The organism is Streptosporangium sp. NPDC049046, from assembly GCF_040649155.1.
Classification (GTDB): domain Bacteria; phylum Actinomycetota; class Actinomycetes; order Streptosporangiales; family Streptosporangiaceae; genus Streptosporangium.
In genome coordinates this window covers 75808-102424 of sequence record NZ_JBEZEZ010000001.1, presented here as the reverse complement: position 1 = coordinate 102424, position 26617 = coordinate 75808, and the positions used below count along the sequence as shown (strand labels likewise).

Here is a 26617-nt window from a genome sequence, read left to right as displayed (position 1 = left end):
CCGTACTCATAATGGCGGCATCGCTGTTGGTGTCCGCGGCCACAGTGGCGTCAGCCGATCCCGAACCTACTCCTACCGTGAAATCCGCTCCACCATCGATGACGACTTTTCCTAAACCGGAAGACCCGGACGCTCCGCTGCGGGCGGCGGTGGAGCAGGCGCGTCAGGCTGGCCGACCGGTGCCGGTGGAAGACGCCTTCACGGAGACCTCGCGGGTGTGGGCACTCCCTGACGGGCGTCTCACCACGCATGCCTACGGCGGGCCGGTGCAGCTCAAACAGGCCGATGGCACGTGGGGCTGGGTCGATACCAGCCTCGTGGAGCAGAACGGCGTGCTGAAGCCAAAACTGGCCAAGGCGGATGTGAGCTTCTCTCTGGGCGGCGACGGACCCTTCGCCTCGCTGACACGGGGTGACAAGCAGAGTCTCGCCCTGTCCTGGGATGCGCCGCTGCCGCGCCCCGAGATCACCGGCAACGTCGCCCGGTACATCGACGCGGCCGGCCCCGGTGCCGATCTTGTCGTGACGGCCCTGCCCTCGGGGTTCCAGCATGACGTGGTGTTGCGGGAGCGGCCTGCCAAGCCGGTGGAGTTCCGCCTGCCCGTGCAGACCGAGGGGTTGACGCTCTCAACGACGAAGGGGGGCGGACTGGCACTCAAGGACACGAAGGGTAAGACCACTTTGTCGGCACCGGCGCCTCGGATGTGGGATGCCGTCGCGGCCAACGCCGCCGACAACCAGCCGGGCCGTGAGGCCAAGGTCAAGACGAGCGTGGAGACCAAGGACGGCCAGACCGTCCTGGTGCTCAGGCCGGACGCGGCATGGCTGGCCGACCCGGCCACCCGGTATCCGGTGACCGTGGATCCCACCACCACGCTGGGTGTCACCCAGGAAGTGGGGATCCTCTCCCCGAACGGCCAGACCGCTCCCGGCACCGTCGCCCGGAAGAACTACCAACGATGCACGGGAACCTGGCCGAACCAGACGTGCGCCTACCAGCCGGAGGCCTGGCGCGCGCTGATGGCTTTCGACACCGCTCCGATCACCGGACGTCAGGTGGTCAAGGCCACCATGCAGCTGACGCTTCGCGCGGACGCCGACGCCTGTCAGGTCGACTACCAGTCGATTTTCGCCAACCGCATCACCCGCGCGTGGGTGGCCGACGACACATTCTGGAGCAACCAGCCTTCCACGACCGCGGAGGGACGCACCTCCATCAGCGCCTGTTCCCTGCCCCGTACCAGCGGTTCGGTGTGGAGCTGGGATCTGACCGCGATGACCCAGGCGTGGGCCGGGGGAACTGCCAACCACGGCCTGATGCTCCAGTTGACCAACGAATCCGCAGCATCCCAGAACACCACGGAAATCTTCGCCTTCTGGGGGCAGCTGTGGGGCCAGAACGTACCGAGGCTGAGTGTGGACTGGGTGCTGCCGCCGCAGATCCCGACCGTGACAGCGGAGTCGATCGACTCGCTGAACGGTAACGACGCGATCGCCCGCTCCACCGCGGTCAAGGTCACCTACAAGTCCAGCGTGCCGGAGGCCACTCCGCTGGACTACACCGTCAGCGTCAACGACTCCACGATGGCGCCCCCGCCCACGCAGCTGCCCACCGGTGAGGCCGCATACTGGAAGCTGGACGAGACCGCCGGTGCCACCGCGGCCGACGCCTCTGGAAACAACCGACCCGTCACTCTCTCGGGCGGCTACAGCCGCATCGCGGGACAAGTCGGCCAAGCCCTGGACCTCAACGGAGGGTCCGGTTCGACCTCCGGTCCCGTGCTCAACACCAATCAGAGCTACACGGTGACCTCCTGGGTCCGTCTCGACGACAGCACCAAAGACCAGGTGATCTTCTCCCAGCGGGGCGTCAACCAGCCCGCCTTCACCCTCGCCTTCGCCGCCTCCGGCTATTCGGGAGTGGACCAGCGGTGGGTCTTCGACCAGGTCACCCAGGACATCCCCAACACTATCTACGAGCGATGGGCGGTCTCCAAGAACGTCGCCCGAGTCGGCTTGTGGACCCATCTGGCCGTCCAGTACGACCAGTCGGCTCACAAGATCCGCCTGTTCGTCGATGGTGAACTGGCCGACGAACGCGACCACACCGTGGACTGGAACGCCCGTGGCTCCTTCCAGTTCGGCCGCGGCCAGATCGCCGGCATCACCACCCCTTTCACCGGCGCGATCGACGACGTCCACGTCTACCAGCGCGTGCTGTCGCCCGCCGACCTGCGCACGATGGTCACTGCCCCAGGTACCACCACCAACAACAACGTGCCCGCCAACCGGACCCCGGAGAGGATCTTCTCCCTCGACAACCCGGCCAGCTTCAAGTTCGTGGTCAAGGCCTGCCGCACCGGTGTCGTGCCGCCCTCCTGCAACGAGAGCCCGGCCTACCGCATCACCTCCGACGCGGCGACGCTGCCCACCGACACCGAAACCGGCATGGCCGACCCGACCCAACCCATCCTGAGCGGCATGGTCAACCGCCCCTCTGGCGGGTCGGTCACGGGCAAGTACTATCTCTACAAGCAGGACGGCACACCGGTCGGCACCGTGCCGCTAGGCACCCGCACCGTCAACGGCGGCGAGCGTGCTTCCCTGCAGATCCCCGCAAACACCGTGCAACCCGGCACCACCTACACCTGGCAGATGACCGCCTGCGCCGTCGGCCAAGGCGAGACCACGACCCCCAACCCGCAACCCACCCCCACACCCACACCGACCCCCACGCCGACACGCCCCGCGGGGCTGATCGCCGGCTACGGGATGAACGAGGGCACCGGCACCACTGTCGCCGACCCTGCGGCCACCACGCTCAACGGCACCGCGCAGAACACCACCTGGGTGGACGGCAAGTACGGCAAGGCGCTGTCGTTCAACGGCACCTCAAGCAAGGTGACCATCCCGCACCGGGCGGCGCTTGCCCTGCCTTCGGGCCACACGCTGTCGGCCTGGGTCAAGCCCGACGATCTCTCCTCCTGGAGCAGCATCGCCTTCAAGGGCCACACCAGCGGCGTCAGCTACGGCCTGTACGCTGCCAACGGCAGCGGCGTCCCGTCCAGTTGGATGCGCTCCGGTGCCAGCCACCTGAACGTGGACGGCACCAGCCCGCTACCCACCGGTTCCTGGACGCATGTGGCCGTCACCCACAACGGCACCACCGCCCGGCTGTACATCAACGGCACCCAGGTCGCCAGCGCCAACATCGGCACCTTGGAAGACAGCGGCACCGCCTTCACCATCGGCGCCAACACCTACTGGGGCGAACACTTCAGCGGCGTCATCGACGAACTGCGCCTCTACAACCGCGCGCAGACCAGGGCCGAGATCCAGGCGGACATGAACACCCCGCTCAACGCCCCGGCCCCGATAGCAACCCCTACCCCCACACCGACCCCGACAAGCACCACCCCCCCGGCCGCTAGTGGTGGCCTGGAGGAGATCTGCACTTCCAAGACTGCCCCGGTCTCCTTCACTACCCCCGGCACGCCCCCGGCGGACCCGGTCGAAGACGTCCACCACCTCACCTTGGGCAAGGACAACTTCGTCATCAAGACCGCCAAGGTCGATCCCACCGCCTGCGATGGTTCGCCCTGTACAGTGACCGACTCGACCACCATGCAGATCGGCGGCAGTGGCGCCGACAAGACGGTAGCGGTGATCGGGTTCAGGCTCGACGAACTCCCTGACGGCGCCAGGGTGTCCGAGGGCGTTCTCAAACTCGGCACTCCCACCTGTTCGACGGGTACGTGTCCAACCGACACCGTGATCACCATGACGACTCTGAAGAACCCGGTGACCGATGCGAGCAAGGGGGCGGATCTGGCAGGTGACGCCGACACGACGGATACGCCGTACTCGCTGCCGCTGACGGCTCTTCAGGCTGACATCGCAGGCAACGCGTACCAGTGGCTGCTGCTCACCTCCAACAAGAACGAGGTCATCACTTTCGGCGAGGCAGCATCAGCCGAGCAGCCGTCTTTGGCGCTCACCTATGTCCCGGCCGGGCCACCGAGTAAGGTGCTCAACCTCGCTGTACAGGCCGGGGATGGCGGAGCCAGCGCAAGTTGGGGTCTACCTGAATCCAATGGCAGTCTCGCGATGCTCGACGGCTACGACGTCGAGGTAACCGAAAGCAGCGGTACGGTCGTCAAAACCCTCGACGTCAAAGACCCGTATGTCGCGATCACCGGGTTGACGAACGGTTCGGCCTACTCGGTGAAGGTACGCGCCAAGACGGCTTTCGGCGTCGGCGAGTGGGAAGCCGCTTCGGTCACTCCTAAGGCGGTGCCGCCGCCACCGGTCAAGGGCGCGGGCGAGACGTGCGTGCTTGAAAGCGGCCAGTCACCGCAGATGAAGACCACTTCTGTGGCGTCCGGTGCGCAAGAGTACCTCCAGCGCATCACAGCCTATTATCAGGCGCAGGACGCCGTCCTGGAAGGTCGCGCGGAAACGGTGTGGGACGCCCCCGGGATAACGCCCGAAGCATCGAGCACCGCTAAACTTTCCCTTCTGAACACCAATCTGGTTCGCCTCCGGGAGGCGATGCAGGATGGTGGCATCACCCGGAGTAATTCCACGGTGGAGTTGTCCGACAGCGTGGTGCTGGCCCGGCCGGACGGTAGCGTCATGGTCTTCACCAAGGTGAAGCGCACCTGGACGGAAATCGATGGCTCCACGGATGGCACTGGACAGAGCAGACGCTCGGTGACGTCGACGGCAGCGGCCGCAGGAGGGCAGGTGGAGCCGAGTGAGCCGAGTATCGATGTGTTCGTGTTCGACCGCTGCGGAGACATCACGATCATCAACGTCCCGCTGCCGCAGTATGAGGACCAGACGGATTATTTCGATGCCTGCGGCGGTAACCTCATCCCAGGAGATTCTGGCGGAACCCTCAGAGTGGCAGCAGATGACCCGCCCACCAGTGCATGCGTTTCAGCCCCGTCCAACGAGCACCTCTGTGCGAGCATTCGCGCGAAGGGGAACAACTGCGTGACGTTGGAGGCGCAGCCCGGGTTCGAGACGGATCCGTTCGACAAGAAGACCGTCAAGCCCATGAAGGGTTTGACGTTCCGAGGGTCGGGTGTTGTGGCATGGCGGGATCATGAATACGAGATCGTCTCCGTGCTGAACATAGCGAAAAGCCGCATCTGGGTGCAGGCGTACATGACCAAGGCCTTCATTAAGAAGTATGGGATGGAGGATTTCGTCAGGAAGATGAAGATATCCGCCAAGGCGCGCTGGTGTGGTGTGGTCCTAAATGGCAGTATCGGCGTCACGTATCCTCCGGAGTTCACGCCTTCAACTGCGGAGGACTGCAGGGAGAAGGTAGTGAGCGATAATCCTGAAGGTGTTCAGTTGCTGCATTATCCAACGGGCGGCAACGACAGTGCGCGTATTACCTGTGCCGGCACGTGTGATATCCGGAGGTTCAAGTTCGCCTTCACTGCGGAACTTTTCCTTCCTTACGCGGACAAGAAGATCCGGCCCGGAAGGGTGCCCATCGGCTGCGAAACCCGATGGTTGCTCCCGCTCGAAAGAAACCCATCTCCGATGCCTGGCCCGGAGCCTAAGCCATAGCTGTAAGGTATGAGTAGGGTAAAGGGCCGCATCTCCGATTCGATGCGGGGTGCGGCCCTTGTCCGTCACGCGAACTAGGATCGAGGACAGAAGATGTCTGAGCAACGTTCACTTGTCGGTTGTGGCGTGCTTATTCTTCTCGGAGCCGCCGCATTGCTCTTTTTGGCAGCCATTCTGGCGTTGTCAAGTAAGACGCTGATCGTGTTCGTGCTGGGTATAGCATGCATTGGCGCCATGATTATCTGGTCGACCCTTATGATCACGTCCGCGATTGACAGCCAGTCGAAGAAGGCTGATCGGCCATGACTTTGCAGGGCCGGTCCCTCTGGGGATGGGCCCCCTCGGCCTGGGCGGTCAGCTCGGAGCGAGGCTGATTGGCCAACGTGTGAGGGAGTTCAATAGCGTCGAGCGTCGCGGGGAACTCACAGGAGTCAAGGGGCGGAGAGATCTGAAACGGAATCTGGCGTTAACGATGGTTCGCGCTGTTCATGTAATTTATCCGCTCATCCTCTGATGTCGGGGTAAACGCCGGATCCCGCATCCATCACATGGGCTCATGAATACTGCGGCGTGGTCTACGGCGAAAGCGAGGCGGCCGATACGTGCTACGTGATCGCGGCGCTGAGTAGGCTGCACTTCTGGACCCGTGGGGGGTACGGAGACTGGCGTTTCCGAGGTGACTACGATGCGCGGGCCTGCGCGCCTCCCGAACCCACTTGGATATATGTCGCGTGGGGGTTGAATTTCTCGAAACGGGGGCCGGGTGAATGCGAGCTTCTCCGTGAATAGCTGTGGTTTCTGATCAGATTCTGTAATCCTCGACTCAAGGTTGAAACAGCTGTCTTAGTATTGGGTTTCTCCGCTCGAAGAGAGTGATGCGCCTGCCCCCGAGGCAGTCGAACCTCGACCTGCGAAGGTGTAGAGCCGGGGCCTGCAGGTACAGGCCGCGGAGCAGGCGGGATGCGGGGTCGGCGGGAGGTGGGAGAATAATCTCGATTGTCATTGCTGGCGCTTTGTTGGTCAATCCGCTCTCGCGACCGCTCCTATAAAAGACGGTTTCGCGAAGTGCATCCAATGATGTCGGGCCTATCGACATAAGCGCATCCATCGGGATAACGACTCGTGGCGCTCCAACGCCGTGACCTGCGTTCTCGCTGCTGATCCGAGTCGCCCGTCGGCGCCTTCGCGATGAAAGTTTCACCCTGTCGACTGGATCCACGCATGAGCCCCACCCCCTTACTTGACAGCCCGGCTTTCGCGCGCCTACCGTAACGCGCAATCCGACGCGCTGAAATGCTAGCGTTAACAATCGCCGACCTTACTTTGGAGATATAGCCAGGACTGTGATCGGCTGGTGCGTCGATTTGCCGATGGCGCATGCCGAATCATGATGTCGGTGCTGCTTTCTCCGACGATTGCCGCCGTGTGCGAGAAACATGCGGCAAAGGTTCGACGGCCGATTCGGTCCGCCGGGCTGAACCCCCCCACCACAGGCCGGCGACGGCCTGCGCGCAGACCCTGGTGTGCCCCCCCATCGGCACTCCCGTGCCTGGTCCGAGAGGAAGGAGTGAGGGTTCCCAGCCACGTCGTCGAGACCAACTTCAGAGAAGGCAACGTGATCTCACGAACTCAGTCCATTTTCGCCGCGGCCGGCATCGCGGCGCTCCTCGTCCTGACTCAAGTTCATGCGGCGCTGAGCCACAGCGCCGGCACCACCTCGTCCGGAAGCCTGGCCGCGATGGCCCCGACCGCCGGGTGCGGCAAGGCGCCGACCCTGCGCAGCGGCACCTACTCGATCCAGAACAACGGCAAGAACCGCTCCTACATCCTGCGGATTCCCGACGGCTACGACAACAACCGTCCCTACCGGCTGATCTTCGGGTTCCACTGGCTGGGTGGCACCGCCACCGACGTGGCGACCGGGCAGACCGTCCAGCGCGACGTATGGGCCTACTACGGGTTGCAGAGGCTGGCCAACAACAGCGCCATCTTCGTCGCTCCCCAGGGGCTCAACAACGGATGGGCCAACTCCGGTGGTGAGGATGTCGCCCTGGTCGACAACATCCTTCGGCAAATCGAAGCCGATCTGTGCGTCGACACCTCCCAGCGTTTCGCGCTGGGGTTCAGCTACGGCGGGGCGATGTCCTACTCGCTGGCGTGTTCCCGTCCCACCGTCTTCCGCGCCGTCGCGGTGCAGTCCGGCGGGCTGCTCAGCGGCTGTAGCGGCGGCACCCAGCCCATCGCCTACCTGGGAATTCACGGGATCAGGGATTCGGTCCTCGGTGTCGGCAGCGGCCGGTCTCTGCGGGACACGTTCGTCCGCAACAACGGATGCACCGCGCAGAACCCTCCCGAGCCCAGCCAGGGCAGTCTGACGCACCGCGTCACCACCTACTCCGGGTGCCGGGCAGGTTATCCGGTCGCCTGGGCCGCCTTCGACGAAGGCCACATCGCCGCCCCGCAGGACGGCGCCCCCGGTGACAGCGGCTCCAGGACATGGGTGCCGGCAGAGGTGTGGAAGTTCTTCACGCAGTTCTCCTCCACCACCACTCCCTCACCAAGTCCGTCGCCGAGCGCCACCCCAAGCCCGTCACCGAGCCCCACACCCGGGACGGGGGCGTGCCGGGTGGCGTACACGATGAACAGCTGGAACAACGGTTTCACCACCGCCATCAGCATCACCAACACCGGCTCGACGGCGTTGAACGGCTGGTCCCTGAGCTTCACCCTGCCTTCGGGCCAGGCCATCACCAGCGGCTGGAACGCCACCTACAGTCCCACCACCGGCACCGTGAACGCCACTAACGTCGGCTACAACGCCGCCCTGGCCCCCGGGGCCAGCCTTGAGATCGGCTTCCAGGCCACTCATACCGGCAACACTTCCAAACCCAGTTCCTTCACCCTCAACGGCAATACCTGCACCACCGCCTGACCCGGTCACCAGCGGCGAGGGGATGGGAGCCAACGCTCCCATCCCCTCGCCGGGACACCGCGGCAGGCCGGGGTGACCGTTCATCGCGACGACGCATGGCCTCGCCTTCCGGCCGGGCGAGGGAACCCCGTACCACGTGGAACAGCCCGCCCTCCCGGTCGCCGGGCGGCCCGCAGGCGAGCAGCGGAACCTCGGCCACCGCCGTAGCGAGTCCTCGGCCGGGGTTCCGCGATGACGCTTTCTTCCTGCGGAACGCCATGTCTCGAGATTGGAATGATCGATGCGACACCTCACTTCCCTCCGCCTGCGGTTAAAGCCGTCGGCAGCCGTCGCAGCCGCGCTGTTGATGGTCGGTGCCGGTGTGGCCGGTACACACATCGCGTCGGCGTCGGCGTCGGCGGCCGGATGCCGGGTCAATTACACGGTCACCAACCAGTGGCAGGGCGGCTTCGGCGCGAGTGTGAACGTCGACAACCTCGGGGACCCGATCAATGGCTGGAAGCTGACCTGGTCGTTCCCCGCGGGACAGACCATCACCCAGCTGTGGAACGGCACCGTTGCCCAGTCCGGGGCGCAGGTCACGGTGACGAACGCCCCCTACAACGGCGGCATCCCCAGTGGAGGCAGCACGAGCTTCGGGTTCAACGGAAGTTGGAACGGCTCCAACCCGGTGCCGTCCAGTTTTGCCTTGAACGGCGTGACCTGCACCGGCGTCATCGCCTCACCCACCCCGACGCCCACTCCTTCTCCCTCTCCGACGCCGACCCCCACACCGACGCCGACCCCCACGCCGACTCCCGATCCTTCCAACCGGCCGCTCATCGAGAACAACTTCCCGGTCACGCGGGAGGGGGCGTACGGCACCAACCGCTACACGGTGTACAGGCCGACGAATCCGGCGGCCCTCGGGCGCGCCATGCCCGTGCTGCTCTTCGGTAACGGGGCGTGCGCCCACACCAACGGGAGCGAGGTCGTCCGAGCGCTGACGTTCGTCGCGGCCCGCGGAATCGTCGTGGTGAACACCGCGTCGGTCGACAACTCGCCGAACGGGGTGGCGAGCGGGTCTCCGATCCCGTCGCTGCTGACCGACGGGATCGGCTGGGCCGAACGGGAGAACGCCCGCGCCGGCTCACCGCTCTACCAGCGCCTCGACCTGTCCAGGGTCGCCACGGCCGGCCACTCCTGCGGAGGGCTGGAAGCGCTGATCGCCGCCCAGGACCAGCGGGTCAAGAGTGTCGTCTCACTGGACAGCGGACTCTTCGCGGACGGCTCGTTCGGGTATCCGCGTTCGGAACTGTCCAAGCTGCACACCCCGGCGATGTTCATGCACGGCGGACCCTCCGACATCGCCTACGACAACAGCCGGGCCAACTACGACCTCGCGCGGGTACCGTCCGTGCTGGCCGAGCATCCGCAGGCCGGTCACGTCGGGTTCATCACCGGCGCGCAGATGAACGAGGGCATGACCGCGGTGGTCCAGTTCCTGGACATGACCCTCAACGGCAACGCCACGGCACGCGCCTACATCCTCAGCCCCTCGGGACTGGCGGCGAGGGCCCCCTGGACGGTCCGCACCAAGAATTTCTGACCCGCGTATCCGCACCGTCGACCACCGATCCTCAAGGGAGCGAGAGTGAGAATTCGGCCCCGGCCGCCGATGGATCCGGCGGCCGGGGCCGAGAGGCCGTACACGCGAACGCTCCCGTGACCTCCCGCATCGTCGGTCCAGCCATGGAGGCTCAGGCATGAGTTCGCACGCGTCACCCCCTTTCCGAACCTGCGGACGTTCCCGTGGCCTTCGACGTGCGCTGCTGGCCACAGCTGTCGGAATCCTCGGCATCGTCTCCGCGCAGACGATGCCACTCCCGGCCGACGCGGCCGCGTCCACGCTGGCCGCGGCGGCCCAGCAGAGCGGGCGATACTTCGGCACCGCGATCAGTGCCGGCAAACTCGGTGACTCGGCGTACACCACGATCGCGAACCGTGAGTTCGACATGATCACCGCCGAGAACGAGATGAAGATCGACGCCACCGAGCCGAGGCGGGGCCAGTTCACCTTCACCGGCGGCGACCGCATCCACGACTGGGCGGTGCAGAACGGCAAGCGGGTGCGCGGACACACCCTGCTCTGGCACCCCGGCCAGCCGGCCTGGATGCAGTCGCTCTCGGGCAGCAGCCTTCGTCAGGCGATGATCGACCACATCAACGGTGTGATGAACCACTACAAGGGCAAGATCTACGCCTGGGACGTGGTGAACGAGGCCTTCGCCGACGGCAACTCCGGCGGACGGCGTGACTCCAACTTCCAGCGCACCGGCAACGACTGGATCGAGGTCGCCTTTCGCACCGCGCGCGCCGCCGACCCGGCCGCCAAGCTCTGCTACAACGACTACAACATCGACAACTGGAGCTGGGCCAAGACCCAGGCCGTCTACAACATGGTCCGCGACTTCAAGGCGCGCGGCGTGCCGATCGACTGCGTCGGCCTGCAGGCCCACTTCAACAGCGGCAGCCCGTACGACAGCAATTTCCGCACCACCATCTCCAGCTTCGCCGCCCTGGGTGTGGACGTGCAGATCACCGAGTTGGACATCCAGGGTGCCCCCGCTCAGACCTATGCCAACGTGGTCAACGACTGTCTGGCGGTGGCGCGCTGCACCGGTATCACCGTGTGGGGTGTGCGCGACCAGGACTCCTGGCGTTCGAGTGACACCCCGCTGCTGTTCAGCGGCAGCGACAAGAAGCCGGCCTACAACGCCGTGCTGGACGCGCTCAACGCCGCGAGCCCGAACCCCACCCCGACCCCGAAATCCACACCGACCCCCCGGACCGGCGAGTGCTCGGCGACGATGCGGACGAACAATGTCTGGCCGGGTGGCTTCCAGTCGACGGTGACGGTGAGCGCGGGCAGCGCGCCGATCAACGGGTGGACCGTGCGGTGGACCTGGCCGGGCGGGCAGAGCATCAGCAGCCTGTGGAGCGGTGAGCACACCGTATCCGGCTCCAACGTGACCGTCCGCAACGTCGACTACAACGGTTCCGTCGCGGCGGGAGCCTCGACCACCTTCGGCTTCATCGCTCACGGCACGGCGGCCACCCCGTCGATCACCTGCGACGGCCTGACGGGATGAACCCCGGCCCGGCGGGGAGAGCACGCCTTCACCGGAGACGAAACCGTTTCAATGGTCACGCGCCGTATCCCGCGAACAATGAAATGGTTCATCGAATCGCGAAGGATGGCATTTTTTGAGAGCTTGATGTGGATATGAGCTGTATGCGCCGGAGATAGGTTCATCGGGTCGCCACGCACATTAGTCATGAGCATCGACACAGGCCATCAGTCGATACGCATAAGCGGCGAACTGGTTGGTAACGGGCTACAGTGTGCGATGTCGCGTTCTGTATCGACGGACGTATCGGTACAGTCACATCTTCGAGGAGCATCAATGGCCGATTCCATCAACCGATTAAGTGCGCAGGCGGCCGATGCCAATGCGCCCGGCGCACGAATCGACCCGACGATCCCTCATCCGGCACGCGTATATGACTATCTTCTGGGCGGTAAAGACCACTTCGCCGCCGACCGCGAGGTGGGGGAGCAACTCGTCAAACTCTCACCCGGCACGCGGGAAGGGGTACGCGCCCATCGGGCGTTTCTCGGCCGAGGCGTACGCTATCTGGCCGCCGACGCCAAAATCACCCAGTTTCTGGACATCGGCACCGGCATCCCCACGCAGGGGAACACCCACGAGATCGCTCAGCAGGTCAACCCAGCAGCTCGCGTGGCGTATGTGGACAACGATCCCATCGTCCTGGTGCATGGGCGCGCTCTGCTGGCGAGCAGCGAAGAAGGTATGACCACGGTGATCGAGGCCGATCTGCGGGATCCGGACCGGATCCTGTCGCATCCCGAGATCACCGAAGTCATCGACTTCACCCGGCCGGTGGCGCTCATCTTGGCCGGTGTCCTGCACTTCATCACCGAGGAAGAAAAGCCCCACGAGCTGGTCGAGCGATACAAGTCCGCCGTCCCCTCGGGCAGCCAACTGCTGCTGTCGCACGTCACGCTCGACTTCGCACCGAAAGGGCCAGAAGAGCAGTTCACCAAGCCCTTCGACAAGGGGGCGGCGCCCATGGTCCCGCGAAGCCACGCGCAGGTGACGGAATTCTTCCAAGGCTGGACGATGGCGGCTCCCGGACTCGTCGAAGTGGTCACCTGGCGACCGGACGAGGACGAATACCAAGAACCGATTCCCGGCGGCGGCCACGCATGGGCCTACGGTGGCCTGGCCGTAAAACCGTAAGACCTCGCGGGCGGTCACCTCGCACGACCGCCCGCCCATCGACCCACGCCGCCATCTGCCGACCGTCGTTCTGGACGCTTTCTGCCGTTGGCGTGTTCGGAGGCGAGAGCCGGGGATGGCTCTGCCGGTCAGTCGAACCGGCCCGACTTCACGGCGGACAGGAAAGCACCCCATTCGCCCGGAGAGAGGATGAGGGCCGGGGCAGTGGGGTTTTTGCTGTCGCGGATGGCGATGGTTCGGGGGAGGTTGGCGACTTCGACGCAGTTTCCGCCGCTTCCGCCGCTGAGGGAGCTCTTCTTCCAGGTGGCGTTGGAGAGGTCGGGGCCGTTCAGGTCTGTTGCTTCCATTGGTCCCTCGCTTCTTTGATCATTTCTAGCGACAGGCTAGAACGAAGTGCCTCTGCCCGGAGCCGGTCATATCTGTCCCATACGGTGGTTACCAGATTGTGCTCCGCTGACACTTCGCCTTCCCCGGCAGACTCTATGGAGACGGTGGTCGGTGCGTCCGGCATTTGGGCGAGTACGAATCCGGACATCAGACCCGCAGTGCAGAAGGTGTCGTGAGGGACGAGTTGCACTTTCACGTTCTGCCGACCGGCGACGGTAGCGAGATGGTCGAGCTGTTCGTACATGACCTCCCGGCCTCCGATCGGGCGACGGAGGATCCACTCGTCGAGAAGCGCCCATAGCATGGGCGGACCGTCCTTTGTGAGGATGATTTGCCGTCGCATACGGGCGCTGACCTGGTCTTCGACCTCCTGTTCCGAAGTGGCCAAGTCGCCACGGAAGACGGCTCGCGCGTAGTTCTCCGTCTGGAGCAGGCCGGGGACCAGGAACGGGTCCCAGCAGCGCAGCACGCGGGCGCGGGGCTCGATCTCCTCGGACCATCTGACGTACCAGCGTGGCCCGGTGGGGGCGGTGATGTTTCGGCAGAGATGGGTGAAGTGGTCGTCCGTCTTGAAGAGCTCGTCGCAGCGGGCCGCCATGTCGAGGCCGGGCTTCCGGTTGCCGGTCTCGATGTGTCCGATGAGCGATGTCGAGACGCCCAGGTGGATGCCGAGCCGCTCCTGTGACAGGCCCGCCTCCCTGCGGGCTCGGCCGAGCTCGCGGCCGAAGCGTTGGGTCGGGGTCAGATGTGGGTCGAAGCCGTTTCCCATGTCATCACTCCAGCATTTCGATGACGTCGGCCGTCGAATAAACGACAAATTACTACACCGGTTGTAGGAGTTAGTCGCTTATTTGTCGGTCGATTCTTTCTGTAACGGCAGCCTAACTCTGCGCACTCTATGGTGCCAAGCTTTTATCCGGACGATGTCAAAGAACTAAATGGACAATTCGCCCGGTTAGCGGAGAGATTGTGACAGGTGAATTTATGGCGCCTGGCACCTCGCAGGAATGGCGGTGGTCGAATGGATGCCGAAGCGGTTCCCGTGCTCGGTCTGCTGGGCAGTGTCGAGCTGCCAGGGGTGGCCGAGTCGGTCGGTGCGGCCCGGCGATATGTCAGAGGCGTGCTGGAGAACTCGGGGCGACGGGATACCTATGACGCCGAGCTTCTGGTCAGCGAGCTGGTGTCGAACGCGGTGAGGCACTCCGAGTCGGGACGCGCCGGTGGGCTGGTGACGGTCGTGGTCGCGAACTGCGGTGAGACCATCCAGATAGCGGTGGCAGACAAGGGCTCCGCCACCTGCGCACCCGAGATCCCGGCCGAGCCGGACGAGGAGGCCGAGGGAGGCCGTGGGCTCTGGCTGGTGAGTGAGGTGGCCCTGTCCTGGGGCTGGCACGAGGGGGCGGCGGGCCGGATCGTCTGGTTCCGACTGGCGCGGCGGTGACCGGGGGGCCGGGGGAGATCGCCATCCTCGTCGCCAGGTACGGCAGGCACTGGCTCATCTCAGAGGCGGCTGAAGGCGGATATCACGCGGTACGCCGACACGGCCTGTCCGAGGAGAGCGGCCTGTCCAACGTACTGTGCGCGGCCACCCTCGGTGAAATGGCGCGCCGCCTGGCGGCCGAGAACGAGCGTGAGATTCGGCTGTCGGCGCAATGACCCGAGAACCGGCAGGGAAACCGGCGCGGGCGGGCTCTTCTCCGGCTCCGGTCGCGGTTCTTCGCATGCGGATGAGGCGAATTGTGATCAACGATCGTTCGAATGTCCGAGGAGGATTCCGAGAACGCCGATCCTCGCCTGCCGGATTTAATCCGCTCTCAGAAAAGGCGAGATCCCCGAGAGGCCGGCCTGGATTCCGGAGAACGGAAGCCGGGCCGGTCGCGCGGGGTGGCGTGAGACGCCGCCGTGATGGCGGAGACCTCGGAACCTCAGAGAGTCCAGGAAGTCGGTTACGAGACCTTGGCGGAAGGGGCCGTCCAGGTCTTGCAGGATCCGGGGTTGGCGGTGGAATAGCCCCGCTTGGTCCAGTGGACGAGATTGGCGCCCTTGCCGAAGTAACGGGGCTTGCCCTTGGGGTCGGCCTCGGCCTTGGCGAGGTCCAGCAGGCGGCGGGCGTCCTTGGCGGGGTAGCCGAGGGCGGACCACATGCTCCTCGCGGTCACTCCGCCCAGACACTTCGCCTGCAGGTTGAAGCGGCGGAGCTGCTCCAGGATCTCGTCGCCGTTGTCGGCGTGCAGGGCGTTGTAGCCCTCGGTGATGTCGACCAGGCTCAGCACGTGCTCGGCGTAGGCGGAACTCAACTCCGCGAAGATCGGGACGTCGTCGGAAGATTTGATCCAGTCGGGACGGATATGCACGGAGAGGAAGGTCCCGAAGCAGTGGACCACCTCCGACTTGGCGGGATTCATTTTGGCCCCGAAGCAGTAGCGCTCGTACTTCTTCTCCAGGGTGGTTCCGTACATCTCCACCTTGGGCGCTACGAACGACAGGTCGGCCTGCTTCAAGTAGGGATCCCAGGTGTCGTTCATGCAGGTGACGAGCGCTTTGACGTGCCTCTTCACCGAGGCGAGGCTCTTGCCCTTGGCGGGTTTCCTCGCGCAGCTCGCGGCGGGGAGCTTGCCGGCGGAGTAAAGGGGGTTGCCGGTCAGGAGCGGGGCGTCCTCGACCGGATATGCGAAGGCGGTGGCCGTACCGGGGAAAAGCAGAACGAAGGCGACGGCCATCGCCATGATCGTGCGAATTTTCATAGTCACCGACATTAGGGCATATAGCAGCACTTGATTAGCTAATTTACGGCTTATCTGGGCAAGCGGGACAATGCCTCGCGCCTGGCTTCCCTACGCCGGTCGGCCCCGACTGGCGGACGAAAACCTGGCGTCACCCCGGCAGGGTGGGAAGCGGGGGGACGGGATCGAGGCGGAGATAGCGGCTCACGGCGGCCAGAGCCTTGCGGACATCGCCGAAGACCTGCTGGGTGACGGATTCCCCGAAGTCCTCGTGGGAGTGGCCGAAGTCGATCCAGGCTTCGGCCGTGGTGCGGCCACGAGAGATCCGCTCCGTGTACGCCCCTGGCGTGAGATGACCGAAAACAGTGAGTTCCTGCAGGTTGGCGGGACGCCACCATGCGAGCCAGGCCGGTGCCTCGTTGACGGCCAGGACGAGGCGTTTCGCCGCGTCCGCGTAGGCGGTGTCGTCCGGCAGTCCTTGGGCACCGATATCCCAGTACGCCTGCAGCCACTGGTTTTCCTGACGGGAGAGGTCCGGGACGAACGGGATCGGCAGGTTCTGCGGCTCACCGTGGAGGGCCTTGCCGTAGGGTTCCAGGTGCTCCAAGAACACCTGCCAGTCTCCGGCCCGGACCTCGTGGAGCCAGTTGTCCCGCGAACGGGTGGTCAGGGTGAACGCAGCGCGGGCCAGCAGACGCAGGTCCTCGGAGACGGTGAAGGGGATGCGGTCCAGCCAGTGATGGGCGGCCTCGTCGGGGGCGATGCCGGAGATCCGGGCGGCGACCAGGCATGCGAACGCCAGCGCCTCATCCGCGGCTCCCTCTTCGGCGTACTCCTCGTTTTCGCGCACGAACGCGTCGAGTGCCTCGGCCATCGTCGCGGCGGCGTCCTCTCTGCCCTCCAGCTCCGCGATGGCGTCAGAGCCCTCGTCGCTGTCGAAAGGGCCCTCGAAGAAGGGGGAACTGTCCATGCCGCAGGTCCTTTCCGGAAGGTTCGGCCAGGACGAGGTCGTGTTCGTCACTGTGGAGCGTGTGAATTCTTTTGGAAGAGACCTGGGAAATCGCTACTGCGCCGGCGCGTCATCGGCTCCGTGGCGGCATGTGGTCGTTGGTGAAAAAGTCGGCCAAGGCGTGGGCGACGCGGTCGGGGTGCCCACCGTTGTCCGCGGCCAGGTGGCCCAGATGGGGCAATTCCACCCGGAGGGCATGCGGGATCACGGTGTGCAGCGCGGTGAGCGCATCCTTGAAAGGGCGTGCGCTTCTGCTACCACCGAGTAGAAGGACCTCGGCTCGTACGGTGGTGGACGACGAGATCAGATCGGTCGCGTCGAGAACGAGGCGGGCCTCCTGCTGCATGGTGGGGACGAGGTCCTTGAGGGGGACGTCGCCGTCGGCCTGCCGGGCTTGAGCGCGCATCCCCAGGCCCATGAGCGGCACCAGGACGGCTCGGGGCAGCATCCTGATCACGCGCGAGTCGTCGTTGGTGCCCTTGGCGACGGTCACCAGCGCGGCCGCGGTCCGTCCCCGTGCCATTTCCCGCTCGTAGCGGGGCAGCCACGCCACCGGCGAGTGGTCGCCGACCGGCAGCGGCGGCTCGTACAGAGCGATCTTGTATTCCTCGGGACAGGTCAGCGCCCACCGCAGGACCGGGATCGCGCCGGCGCTGAGTCCGAAGACATTGCGCGCCCCGGTCTGCTCCATCAGGGCCTGCACATCCTCTGCGGCGTGCCGCAGCGTGAAGTCGGGGCCGTACGGGCCGCTCATTCCCCGGCCACGGCGATCGGGCAGGTAGACGGTGAAGTCGCCGCTGAGCGTCGCGCCCAGCCGCATGAAGTTGTGGCAGGCCATCATCGAACCGTGCATCAGCACGACTCCTGGCCCTGCCCCGAACCGGCGGTAGCCGATGATGGTGCCGTCCCCGGAGATGACCTTGCCGGTATCGTAGGAAACTGTCTTGGCATCACTCATCAGGTCTCAGCCCTTTCCCAGCCGGGTGCGGACCACGGTGCGATCCACGCTGAGTGTGTCCAGCAGCACGGCCGCCGGGTCAGGGTGTTTGTGGGACAGCAGGCCGAGCAGCACGTGATGGATGCCGATCCGCTCCCGGCCCGCCTGTTTTCCCAGGCCGGTGAAGACCGCCTTGGCCGCCGGAGTCAGCGGGAGGCGATCACGTTCGCGGCCGGGGAAGACCGGCCCTGGAGACGTCGCCTCGATTCCCATCGACTCCAACGCGTCCTGGTCCAGGCGCTCCAGTGCTTCGCGGGCGGCGTCCAGGCTCACTCCCAGCGCATGGGCGGTGTTCGAATCAGAGTCGATCAGCAGCGCCAGGAGCACGTGCTCGGTGCTGACCTTGCGGTCACCTCTGCGCAGGGCCTCGGTGTTGGCGTCCAGGTATACCTGGCCCATGCCGAACGGCGGCTTCAGTCTCACCACCGCTGCCTCACTTTCCGTACTTGGTGTGGATGGATTGGCGGGTGACGCCCAAAGCGTCCCCGATCTGCTGCCAGGACCAGCCCGCGCGACGGGCGGCGGCCACCTGATTGGCCTCTAACCGCTCGGCGAGCCGTCGCAGTGCCAGCACTGCCCGAAGGCCCTTCGCTGGGTCATCGGACGTCAATGCGGGTGACGGATGATTCACAGGCATGTTTGTCAGTTTGGTTTGACATATCCAGGATGTCAAACCAAACTGACAAACATGCGATGAGAAACCAATGTCATGGCCGACAGCGCCAAGCTCGATCCCCGTGGCGTGCTGCCCGCGAAGTAGGCGCCCGACGCGCTCTTCGAGCTTGTGAGCCGGAAACGGCTCAGCCGACGACGCGGAACCGGATGCTCGTCGCGTGCGGCACGTGGGTCAGCTCGATACGTTCCAGCCTGATGTTGGTCCCGCCCGGGTGGTCGAACAGCCGGACACCGTCGCCCAGCAGGACGGGCGCCACGAACACGAGGATCTCGTCGAGCAGCCCCGCTTCAAGGCACTGCCGGGCGATGTCGGCGCCGAGGATGTTGACGTACTTCTCACCCGCGGCGGCCTTGGCCGCGGTGACGCCACCGCCGAGGTCGTCGACGAAGGTGATCCCCGGTACCGGCATGTCCGGGATGTGATGGGTGAGCACGAACTGCGGTCCGCTCCACCCTCCGCCGAACGCCTTGCCCTCGCTGTCCGTACCCTTGTGAGGGTCGTCGCCGCCGAAGGTGCGGTTGCCGACGAGAAGCGCGCCGATCTCACCGATGAGCCTGTCGACCGTTGGGTTGGGGCCGAGGTGCTCGGTCAGCCAGGACATGTCACCGCCAGGACCGGCGATGAAGCCGTCCAGCGACATGGTGACCGAATACAGCGTCTTGCCCATGAGGTGCCTCCGTCAGGATCGGTTTTGGGTGACCTGTCCTGAGACGGGGGATCGCGCGAAAACTCATCGGTGTTCTGGAGAGAGCGTCGTGGGCAGGGCGAACGTCGCGAACAGGCCGGGGTCGTGGAAGGCGACGATCTCCGCGATCCGGTCGTCCTCGATCCGCAGCACGGAGATCCCGAAAGCGCGGTGGGCGGGCTCGCCGAGCCCTCGTACGTAGGCCGCCACGGCCGGTTGCCGGTTGGCCCGGACGGGGAGCATCCGGAACCGGCCCACGTATTCGGGCGAGCCTGCGTCCCAGCTCGCCGCCAGTGCCGCCACGACCGCGTCACGACCCCTGAACCACGTGGGCCACGGCGGCATCTCCGTCCGTACGTCCTCGGCGAGCAGGTCGGCGATCGCGACGAGGTCGGCGCGTTCCATCGCGTCCATGTAGCGCCGCAGCACCGCCCGCTCCCGCTCGGTCGGCTCGGCCGACGGCGCCCAGTCCAGGCGGCGTTCCGGCAGATGCTCCTTGAGCGTCGCCCTGGCCCGCTGCAGCGCGCTGTTCACCGAGGCCACGCTGCCCTCCAGCAGCGCCGCGACCCGCTTGGCGGGCCAGCCGAGCACGTCGCGCAGGATCAGCGCCGCCCGCTGCCGGGGCGGCAGGTGCTGGAGCGCGGCGAGGAACGCCAGCTCGATCGTCTCCCGGGTGACGGCCACGGAGTCAGGCTCGGCCTCGCTGGGCGCGACCGGCTCCCAGAGCCGGTCGGGGTACGGTTGCAGCCACGCGATGTCGGCCGGGGGCGAGAGTGCGGCGCTCGGATCCGAGGGCCCGGCCAGGTGGCGGGGGAGCACCCGGTGGGCCCGGCCGTCGAGGGCGTCGAGGCACGCGTTCGTCGCGATCCGGTACAGCCAGGTCCGGAGCGTCGAGCGCCCCTCGAAACCGCCGAGGCTCTTCCAGGCGCGCAGGAATGTCTCCTGCACCAGGTCCTCCGCCTCGTCGAACGAGCCCAGCATCCGGTAGCAGTGCACGCGCAGCTCACCCCGGTGACGCTCGACGAGCGCGGTGAACGCGGACTCGTCGCCCGCCCGTGCGGCGGCCACCGTCTCGTCGCCGTCACCCGCGCCCACCCGACCGCCCTTCGTTCCCGTCCCGGCCGTCGGCCGGTCTTTGGCGGGAACCCTACGCCAGGTGGGACGACGTCGCGGCTCGGCGCTTCCCGCGCTGCGTACGAAGCGCCCCCACGCGTTCCGTACGAACACGCGAAACGGGTGTGCCCCGGCGGACCGGAACACACCCGCACGTGCGCGAGGGAGGCTAGAACCAGCCGCGCCGCTGGGCCATGGCCTGCAGGCCGGCGCGCAGCGACTGCTCGACCTGGCCGGGGTGGTCGTTGTAGTGGACGGTGAAGCGGCTGTAGGTGTCGTGGCTGGAGGACAGGAAGCCGCCGCGCTTGTCGGCCTCCAGGATGACGTCCATCGACTGGGGGCCGGAGATGAAGGTGAGCTCAAGCTCGTTGAAGTGACGGTGGTACTCGCCGCCGGCGTAGTACTCGATCTCCTGGAAGAACGGCATCCGCGAGCCGTGCAGGGTGCCCCGCTCCAGGTCGGCCTTCTTGAAGCGGAAGCCCATCCGGTCCAGCGCGCCGAGCAGGTGGTCCTGGGCGGGCAGCGGGTTGACGAACAGCGGGTCGAGGTCACCCTTGTCGAGCGCGCCGGCGAGGGCGAGCTCGGTGGAGACGCCGAGCTTCATACCGTGCAGCGGGTGGCCGCCGACGGCGCTGATCGGGGTCTCCCAGGGGACCTGGATCTGGAAGGGGGCCGACTGCGGGGCGCCCGCGGCGAGGTGGAACGGCCCGGTGATCTGCTGGCGCAGGAAGCTGTACGTCGACTTGTACTCGTTGTCGCCGCTCTCGACCTCGACCACGGCGGTGAAGTCGATGAATATGCCCTCCACCTTGTAGTCGGAGCCGCCTCCGCGGAAGTTGACCTGCCCGCGCAGGACCTCGCCGGGCCGCACGTGCGAGTTCTGCAGCACGGTGTCGACCTCGACACCGGCGCCGAACGCGGCCATCAGCTTACGGAACACCATCTGGACTCCTGGGGTCTGGAGAATTTCTCATCAGGGGGTTTGACTCTGTGGCTTGGTCTGGCCGTTGCCGCTGCTCAACTCGGGCAGGATCTGGGCCAGAAGCATGGTGGACAGGATGGAGGGGTCGCCGGAGGCGCCGGAGGTGCGGACGACGACGGGACGCGGGGCGCTGTCGGCGAGTTTGGCGCCCACGTCGAGCCTGCGGCGGGCCAGCTCGTACTGGAGCACCGCGCGGTTGTCGCGGTAGGAGTCGGCGAGCCTGCGCAGCCCCTTCGCCTCGTTCTCGGCGGAGGTGAGCTCGGCCCGGCCCTTCGCCTCGATCTCCCAGCGCACCCGCTGCGCCTCGGTCTCGTGCTCCTCCAGCATGCGGGCGACGTCCTTACGCGCGGTGTTGGCGGCTGCTCTGACCTCGACGATACGCGCGTCCCGCGTCTTTTTGGAACGTTCGATCTCCATCAGCAGGGTGTCGATCCTGCGCTTGCGGGTGAGCTCCCACTCGCGCTCGAACGCCGACAGCTCCTTGGCGACCTTCTCGCGGGTGGCGAGGTGCTGCTGGTACTGGTCGGGCAGCTGCACGTCGGGGATGTTGGCGCCGGTGATGCGCACGCCGTACCGGCCGAGCTGGCGGGTGAGGAGCTCCTGCATGTCGCCGACGTCGGAGCCGCGCAGGTCGTAGGCGCGCTCGGTGTTCACCCGGCGGCTGCGCTGGCGGATGGCGTCCTGTACGGCGCTGCTGAGCACCAGGTCGAAGTTGCCGGCGCCGATCGTACGGACGAAGGCCACCGGGTCGACGATGCGGAACTTCAGGAAGAACTCGATCGACTTGAGCGGGACGTTCTCCGCCGTCGGGCAGGCCACGATCGGCGCGGAGTAGGGGATCTCGGTGGAGGTGTCGACCACCGCGTCCACCCGGTCCCACGGCAGCCACAGGTAGTGGCGCCCGGGGGGCAGCGTGCCGACGATGGCGCCCCACCGGCTGCGCACGCCCGTGGTGCCCTCCTCGATCTCGATGATCGCCCGGCGCCACAGCCACACCAGCGCCGCGATCAGCGAGAACACCGCTCCGATCGCGGCCAGGAAGGAGAGTGCCCCTCCGGCGAACGCCGCCGTACCGGCGAGGTACAGGGAGAAGAAAAGGAGCGTCACCCAGGCGAAGCCGCGGCGGTCCTTGGGGATCACCACGGGGACCAGCTGGCCGGACTCGCCGCCGCGCAGCAGCTGGCGGATCTCCGACCAGGAGGCGAGGGATTCCTTGATCTTGGAGAACTCTCTGCCGCTCATCAGACCTCATCTTCCTGCGCGACGCGTCCCGCGACGGGGACGGGAATGGGGACGGTGGTGTCGGCGGGCGGGTTGAGAAGGGAGCTGATCTCCGCCCCGCGCCTCTCGACACGGTCGCCGATCTCGATCATCCGTGCCCTGATCGCGGCCATGTCCGCCTGGGAGAACAGCTGGGCCTCGGGGTTGCCGACCAGCTGCCTGGCGAGGGTGAGCAGGTCGATGTCGACGGTGTCGCCGACCTGCACCAGGCGGGGCAGGTGCGAGGCGACGGACTCCAGCTTGTCGAGCAGATCCTGCTGGAAGCGGTAGTCGAGGATCTCCGGCGCCTCGGCGGCGCTCAGCGAGCGGATGTCCAGCGCCTGGGCCTCCAGCAGCGCCGCGTTCGCCTTCGCGATGGACTCCGCCTCCACCAGCCGCTGGCCGCCCTGGGCCTTGGCCTGGTGGGAGGCACGCTCCAACGCGGTGTCGATCCTGGCCTGGTGCCCGGCGATCTCGGCGTGGATGGCCGACAGCTGCTCCTGCAGCCCGGCGAGCTCCCTGATCAGGTCGCCCTCGTTCTGCTCCTTGCGCAGCTGCAGCTCGTACTCGTAGGTGTACGCCTCCTTCGCCACCCTGATCATCTCGGGGGCGGCGAGGTCCATCCGGTACTCCTGGCTGGAGGGCTCGGCGTGCGTGATGTTGACGTCGGTGAGCCGCACGGCGGGCATGAACTGCTGGTTGAGGTTGTCCAGCATGCCCATGGTGCTCTCGCCCACCAGGTCGTAGATCTCCTCGGCGCGCTGGGCGTAGATGAGGGAGCGGGTGACCTCGCTGACGGCGTTCTGCAGCTTGGCCTGGAAACCGCTCACCGAGCCGAGCACGAAGATGAACTCGGCGGGGTTCTCGATCCGGAACTGCAGGAACAGGTCGACGCTCGCCTTGACGCCCTGCTGGGTGGGAGCCTCGCGGATGGGGGCGTTGAAGGGATACTCGCGGGTGGTGTTGACGATGTAGCTGACCCGCTTCCACGGGTTGAACAGCGTCACCCGGCCGGGCTCGGCGATGGTCACGAGCTTGCCGAACTTCGTGATCAGAGCCTTGCACCCCTCGGGCACCATGACCACGCTCCTGCGCCACCACAGGAACGCCGCGGCGAGCACCAGCACGGCCCAGTAGTGCGGGCCGAACAGCACGCGGAAACCGTCGGGCAGCCCGGTGGCGACGAGCCCGACCAGTCCGAGCCCGGCCAGCACGACGAGCGGGACGACCACCCTGGCGGTGGTGCTCTTGGGGATGACCACGGGGGAGATGACGTGGACCGGCTCCCCGGCGGGGCCCCTGCCGCTGAAGCTCTGGTTGACGATCTCCCCGGCCTCGTTGAGGGCGGCGCTGCGGGCCTCGATGATCGTGCCCATGGAGGAACCCTGATCACGGGCGGCCATGAAGTCGGAGGGGTCGAGGGAGAAGCTCCCGTCACCGGCGGACCTGGTGCCCCTGGCCTGCCCCTGTCCGGTGACCTGCTCGGCCACCTGCCCGGCGTACTGCCCCGCGGACTGGCCGGCGTACTGCCCCACGGCCTGCCCGACCATCTGGCGTACGTCGCCCCCCTGTCCTATGGCTTGCGCCGCGGCTCTCGCGTACTGCATGGCTTCTCTTGGGCGGGACATCACACCTCCAGGTTCGGGATACGTCGAGAGCTCGATATATCACGCTTTGTGATCGTTGGCACGCGGGACAGTAAAGGGGATCCGACTTGCGGATCGCTTGCCACGCGGTTGACACCTGCCCACTCGTACGTGGACCTGTGAGGAAGAATTGTCGGTCACGCCGCCTACAGTGGGACAGGTGAGGCCGGTAACAGATTTGCAGCGCAAGGTGGCACCCTTCGAGGTCGTCACCGACATGACCCCCTCGGGCGATCAGCCCGCCGCGATCGCCGAGCTCGAACGGCGCGTCAAGGCCGGTGACAGGGACAACGTCCTGCTGGGTGCCACGGGCACGGGCAAGACCGCCACCGTCGCCTGGCTGATCGAGCGCCTCCAGCGGCCCACCCTGGTCATCCAGCCCAACAAGACGCTCGCCGCCCAGTTCGCCAACGAGCTGCGCGAGATGATGCCCAACAACGCGGTCGAATACTTCGTCTCCTACTACGACTACTACCAGCCCGAGGCGTACGTCCCGCAGAGCGACACCTACATCGAGAAGGACTCCTCGATCAACGAGGAGGTCGAGCGGCTGCGCCACTCGGCGACCAACTCGCTGCTGACCCGCCGCGACACGGTCGTGGTGGCCTCCGTCTCCTGCATCTACGGCCTGGGCACCCCGCAGGAGTACGTCGACCGCATGGTGAGGCTCAAGGTCGGCCAGGAGATCGACCGCGACACCCTGCTGCGCCGCCTGGTCGACATGCAGTACACCCGCAACGACATGGCCTTCACCCGGGGCACCTTCCGGGTGCGCGGCGACACCGTCGAGATCATCCCCAAGTACGAGGAGCTCGCCGTCCGGATCGAGATGTTCGGCGACGAGATCGAGAAGCTCGCGACCATGCACCCGCTCACCGGCGAGGTGATCACCGAGGACACCGAGCTCTACATCTTCCCCGCCTCCCACTACGTCGCGGGCGCCGAGCGGATGGAGAGCGCGATCCGGGGCATCGAGGCCGAGCTCGCCGAGACCCTGGAGACGATGGAGCGCCAGGGCAAGCTCCTGGAGGCCCAGCGGCTGCGCATGCGCACCACCTACGACCTGGAGATGATGCGCCAGATCGGCACCTGCTCCGGCATCGAGAACTACTCGCGCCACATGGACGGGCGCACCCCGGGCAGCGCACCCAACACCCTGCTCGACTACTTCCCCGAAGACTTCATGCTGGTCCTGGACGAGTCCCACCAGACCGTCCCGCAGATCGGCGCGATGTACGAGGGAGACGCCTCCCGTAAGCGCACGCTCGTCGACCACGGCTTCCGCCTGCCCTCCGCGATGGACAACCGCCCGCTGAAGTGGGAGGAGTTCCTGGAGCGGATCGGCCAGACGGTCTACCTGTCGGCCACGCCGGGCTCCTATGAGCTGGGCCGTTCCAAGGGCGACGTGGTCGAGCAGGTCATCCGGCCGACCGGGCTGATCGACCCCGAGGTGATCGTGAAGCCGACCAAGTCGCAGATCGACGACTTGGTCCACGAGATCCGCACCCGCACGGAGAAGGACGAGCGGGTCCTGGTCACCACGCTGACCAAGAAGATGTCGGAAGACCTCACCGACTACCTGCTGGAGCTCGGCATCCGGGTCCGCTACCTGCACAGCGAGGTCGACACCCTGCGCCGCATCGAGCTGCTGCGCGAGCTGCGGATGGGCGAGTTCGACGTGCTGGTCGGCATCAACCTGCTCCGCGAGGGCCTCGACCTGCCCGAGGTCTCGCTGGTGGCCATCCTCGACGCCGACAAGGAGGGCTTCCTGCGCTCGGAGACCTCCCTGATCCAGACCATCGGCCGCGCGGCCAGAAACGTCTCCGGCCAGGTGCACATGTACGCCGACCGGGTCACCCCCTCCATGGAGCGGGCGATCGACGAGACCAACCGCCGCCGGGCCAAGCAGATCGCCTACAACGAGGCCAACGGCATCGACCCGCAGCCGCTCCGCAAGAAGATCGCCGACATCCTCGACTCGCTCAACCGCGAGGACGCCGACACCGCCCAGCTCCTCGGCGGCAGCGGCCGTCAGCAGTCGCGCGGCAAGGCCCCCGTCCCGGGCTTCGCGGTCAAGCAGGCCGGCCAGCACGCCAGGGCGATCGCCGGAGAGATGCCCAGGGCTCAGCTGGAGGCGCTGATGGAGTCGCTCACCGAGCAGATGCACCAGGCCGCCACCGACCTGCAGTTCGAGGTCGCCGCCCGGCTCCGCGACGAGATCAAGGAGCTCAAGCGCGAGGTGCGCGACATGCGCGAGGCGGGAGTCTCCTGACCCGGTCGCTTTCGGGGTGATCCGATATGCCGTGGGGGCGACCGGC

General features: G+C 66.3%; 21 protein-coding genes. 9 read left to right on the top strand and 12 right to left on the bottom strand.

Annotated features, from left to right (window positions below):
* Window positions 1–98 precede the first annotated feature (98 nt).
* The 6 genes from AB0B96_RS00465 to AB0B96_RS00440 all read left to right on the top strand — a co-directional run bounded on the left by AB0B96_RS00465 (window position 99) and on the right by AB0B96_RS00440 (window position 12821).
* Window positions 99–5585 (top strand): LamG-like jellyroll fold domain-containing protein, encoded by a 5487-nt coding sequence (locus AB0B96_RS00465; RefSeq protein ID WP_362895238.1) that lies wholly within the window; start codon window positions 99–101, stop codon window positions 5583–5585.
* A gap of 93 nt (window positions 5586–5678) precedes the next feature.
* On the top strand, window positions 5679–5891 hold the full coding sequence (locus AB0B96_RS00460; protein ID WP_362895236.1) for a hypothetical protein: 213 nt from the start codon (window positions 5679–5681) through the stop codon (window positions 5889–5891).
* 1309 nt (window positions 5892–7200) lie between these two features.
* A complete protein-coding gene (locus tag AB0B96_RS00455; protein WP_362895234.1) occupies window positions 7201–8517 on the top strand; it encodes a cellulose binding domain-containing protein in 1317 nt (438 codons plus the stop codon).
* Window positions 8518–8878: 361 nt separating this feature from the next.
* The gene (locus AB0B96_RS00450; RefSeq protein WP_362895232.1) at window positions 8879–10105 is read left to right on the top strand and encodes a cellulose binding domain-containing protein; all 1227 of its coding nucleotides are present in this window, start codon (window positions 8879–8881) and stop codon (window positions 10103–10105) included.
* Window positions 10106–10262: 157 nt separating this feature from the next.
* Window positions 10263–11648 (top strand): endo-1,4-beta-xylanase, encoded by a 1386-nt coding sequence (locus AB0B96_RS00445; protein ID WP_362895230.1) that lies wholly within the window; start codon window positions 10263–10265, stop codon window positions 11646–11648.
* 315 nt (window positions 11649–11963) lie between these two features.
* Entirely contained in the window at window positions 11964–12821 is an 858-nt protein-coding gene (locus tag AB0B96_RS00440) for an SAM-dependent methyltransferase (RefSeq protein WP_362895228.1), read from the top strand.
* A gap of 128 nt (window positions 12822–12949) precedes the next feature.
* On the opposite strand, the gene AB0B96_RS00435 is transcribed toward AB0B96_RS00440, so the two are convergent.
* Window positions 12950–13168: a DUF397 domain-containing protein gene (locus AB0B96_RS00435; RefSeq protein WP_362895226.1), complete on the bottom strand. Its 219-nt coding sequence runs from the start codon at window positions 13166–13168 to the stop codon at window positions 12950–12952.
* Window positions 13150–13977 (bottom strand): helix-turn-helix transcriptional regulator, encoded by an 828-nt coding sequence (locus AB0B96_RS00430; RefSeq protein ID WP_362895224.1) that lies wholly within the window; start codon window positions 13975–13977, stop codon window positions 13150–13152. The genes AB0B96_RS00435 and AB0B96_RS00430 overlap by 19 nt, the downstream gene beginning before the upstream one ends.
* Window positions 13978–14229: 252 nt before the next feature.
* Here AB0B96_RS00430 and AB0B96_RS00425 point away from each other — a divergent pair, with 252 nt between their 5' ends.
* Together AB0B96_RS00425 and AB0B96_RS00420 are read left to right on the top strand one after the other, a co-directional pair.
* Entirely contained in the window at window positions 14230–14649 is a 420-nt protein-coding gene (locus tag AB0B96_RS00425; RefSeq protein ID WP_362895222.1) for an ATP-binding protein, read from the top strand.
* Window positions 14646–14864, top strand: coding sequence for a hypothetical protein (locus tag AB0B96_RS00420; RefSeq protein ID WP_362895220.1), 219 nt, complete (start codon window positions 14646–14648; stop codon window positions 14862–14864). The genes AB0B96_RS00425 and AB0B96_RS00420 overlap by 4 nt, the downstream gene beginning before the upstream one ends.
* A 290-nt stretch (window positions 14865–15154) precedes the next feature.
* Here AB0B96_RS00420 and AB0B96_RS00415 read toward each other — a convergent pair whose 3' ends face one another.
* From AB0B96_RS00415 to AB0B96_RS00370, 10 genes are all read right to left on the bottom strand, one after another.
* Entirely contained in the window at window positions 15155–15952 is a 798-nt protein-coding gene (locus tag AB0B96_RS00415; protein WP_362895218.1) for a hypothetical protein, read from the bottom strand.
* Window positions 15953–16082: 130 nt separating this feature from the next.
* Complete coding sequence (locus tag AB0B96_RS00410; protein ID WP_362895216.1) at window positions 16083–16901, bottom strand: DUF4259 domain-containing protein; 819 nt, start codon at window positions 16899–16901, stop codon at window positions 16083–16085.
* A gap of 109 nt (window positions 16902–17010) precedes the next feature.
* Window positions 17011–17898 (bottom strand): alpha/beta hydrolase, encoded by an 888-nt coding sequence (locus AB0B96_RS00405; RefSeq protein ID WP_362895214.1) that lies wholly within the window; start codon window positions 17896–17898, stop codon window positions 17011–17013.
* Window positions 17899–17904: 6 nt separating this feature from the next.
* On the bottom strand, window positions 17905–18363 hold the full coding sequence (locus AB0B96_RS00400) for a Clp protease N-terminal domain-containing protein (RefSeq protein ID WP_362895212.1): 459 nt from the start codon (window positions 18361–18363) through the stop codon (window positions 17905–17907).
* A 7-nt stretch (window positions 18364–18370) separates the two neighbouring features.
* Window positions 18371–18574 (bottom strand): hypothetical protein, encoded by a 204-nt coding sequence (locus AB0B96_RS00395; protein WP_362895210.1) that lies wholly within the window; start codon window positions 18572–18574, stop codon window positions 18371–18373.
* Between the two features lie 163 nt (window positions 18575–18737).
* Window positions 18738–19280: a dihydrofolate reductase family protein gene (locus tag AB0B96_RS00390; RefSeq protein ID WP_362895208.1), complete on the bottom strand. Its 543-nt coding sequence runs from the start codon at window positions 19278–19280 to the stop codon at window positions 18738–18740.
* A 63-nt stretch (window positions 19281–19343) separates the two neighbouring features.
* A complete protein-coding gene (locus AB0B96_RS00385) occupies window positions 19344–20525 on the bottom strand; it encodes a sigma-70 family RNA polymerase sigma factor (RefSeq protein ID WP_362895206.1) in 1182 nt (393 codons plus the stop codon).
* A 55-nt stretch (window positions 20526–20580) separates the two neighbouring features.
* Window positions 20581–21354 carry a sporulation protein gene (locus tag AB0B96_RS00380; protein ID WP_362506650.1) on the bottom strand — a complete coding sequence of 258 codons (774 nt, stop codon included), beginning with the start codon at window positions 21352–21354 and terminating at the stop codon, window positions 20581–20583.
* Between the two features lie 30 nt (window positions 21355–21384).
* The gene (locus tag AB0B96_RS00375; RefSeq protein WP_362895204.1) at window positions 21385–22635 is read right to left on the bottom strand and encodes an SPFH domain-containing protein; all 1251 of its coding nucleotides are present in this window, start codon (window positions 22633–22635) and stop codon (window positions 21385–21387) included.
* Entirely contained in the window at window positions 22635–24260 is a 1626-nt protein-coding gene (locus AB0B96_RS00370) for an SPFH domain-containing protein (RefSeq protein ID WP_362895202.1), read from the bottom strand. Before AB0B96_RS00370 ends, AB0B96_RS00375 begins: the two co-directional genes overlap by 1 nt.
* 199 nt (window positions 24261–24459) lie before the next feature.
* Here AB0B96_RS00370 and uvrB point away from each other — a divergent pair, with 199 nt between their 5' ends.
* Window positions 24460–26571: an excinuclease ABC subunit UvrB gene (gene uvrB / locus AB0B96_RS00365; protein ID WP_362895200.1), complete on the top strand. Its 2112-nt coding sequence runs from the start codon at window positions 24460–24462 to the stop codon at window positions 26569–26571.
* Window positions 26572–26617: the final 46 nt, after the last annotated feature.

Excerpts from the sequence above, each read along its gene's own strand:
- AB0B96_RS00465 (WP_362895238.1), top strand. The coding sequence starts at position 99 with ATGACGACTTTTCCTAAACCGGAAGACCCGGACGCTCCGCTGCGGGCG.
- AB0B96_RS00460 (WP_362895236.1), top strand. The coding sequence starts at position 5,679 with ATGTCTGAGCAACGTTCACTTGTCGGTTGTGGCGTGCTTATTCTTCTC.
- AB0B96_RS00445 (WP_362895230.1), top strand. The coding sequence starts at position 10,263 with ATGAGTTCGCACGCGTCACCCCCTTTCCGAACCTGCGGACGTTCCCGT.
- AB0B96_RS00440 (WP_362895228.1), top strand. The coding sequence starts at position 11,964 with ATGGCCGATTCCATCAACCGATTAAGTGCGCAGGCGGCCGATGCCAAT.
- AB0B96_RS00435 (WP_362895226.1), bottom strand. The coding sequence starts at position 13,168 with ATGGAAGCAACAGACCTGAACGGCCCCGACCTCTCCAACGCCACCTGG.
- AB0B96_RS00430 (WP_362895224.1), bottom strand. The coding sequence starts at position 13,977 with ATGGGAAACGGCTTCGACCCACATCTGACCCCGACCCAACGCTTCGGC.
- AB0B96_RS00425 (WP_362895222.1), top strand. The coding sequence starts at position 14,230 with ATGGATGCCGAAGCGGTTCCCGTGCTCGGTCTGCTGGGCAGTGTCGAG.
- AB0B96_RS00415 (WP_362895218.1), bottom strand. The coding sequence starts at position 15,952 with ATGAAAATTCGCACGATCATGGCGATGGCCGTCGCCTTCGTTCTGCTT.
- AB0B96_RS00410 (WP_362895216.1), bottom strand. The coding sequence starts at position 16,901 with ATGGACAGTTCCCCCTTCTTCGAGGGCCCTTTCGACAGCGACGAGGGC.
- AB0B96_RS00405 (WP_362895214.1), bottom strand. The coding sequence starts at position 17,898 with ATGAGTGATGCCAAGACAGTTTCCTACGATACCGGCAAGGTCATCTCC.
- AB0B96_RS00395 (WP_362895210.1), bottom strand. The coding sequence starts at position 18,574 with ATGCCTGTGAATCATCCGTCACCCGCATTGACGTCCGATGACCCAGCG.
- AB0B96_RS00390 (WP_362895208.1), bottom strand. The coding sequence starts at position 19,280 with ATGGGCAAGACGCTGTATTCGGTCACCATGTCGCTGGACGGCTTCATC.
- AB0B96_RS00380 (WP_362506650.1), bottom strand. The coding sequence starts at position 21,354 with ATGGTGTTCCGTAAGCTGATGGCCGCGTTCGGCGCCGGTGTCGAGGTC.
- AB0B96_RS00375 (WP_362895204.1), bottom strand. The coding sequence starts at position 22,635 with ATGAGCGGCAGAGAGTTCTCCAAGATCAAGGAATCCCTCGCCTCCTGG.
- AB0B96_RS00370 (WP_362895202.1), bottom strand. The coding sequence starts at position 24,260 with ATGCAGTACGCGAGAGCCGCGGCGCAAGCCATAGGACAGGGGGGCGAC.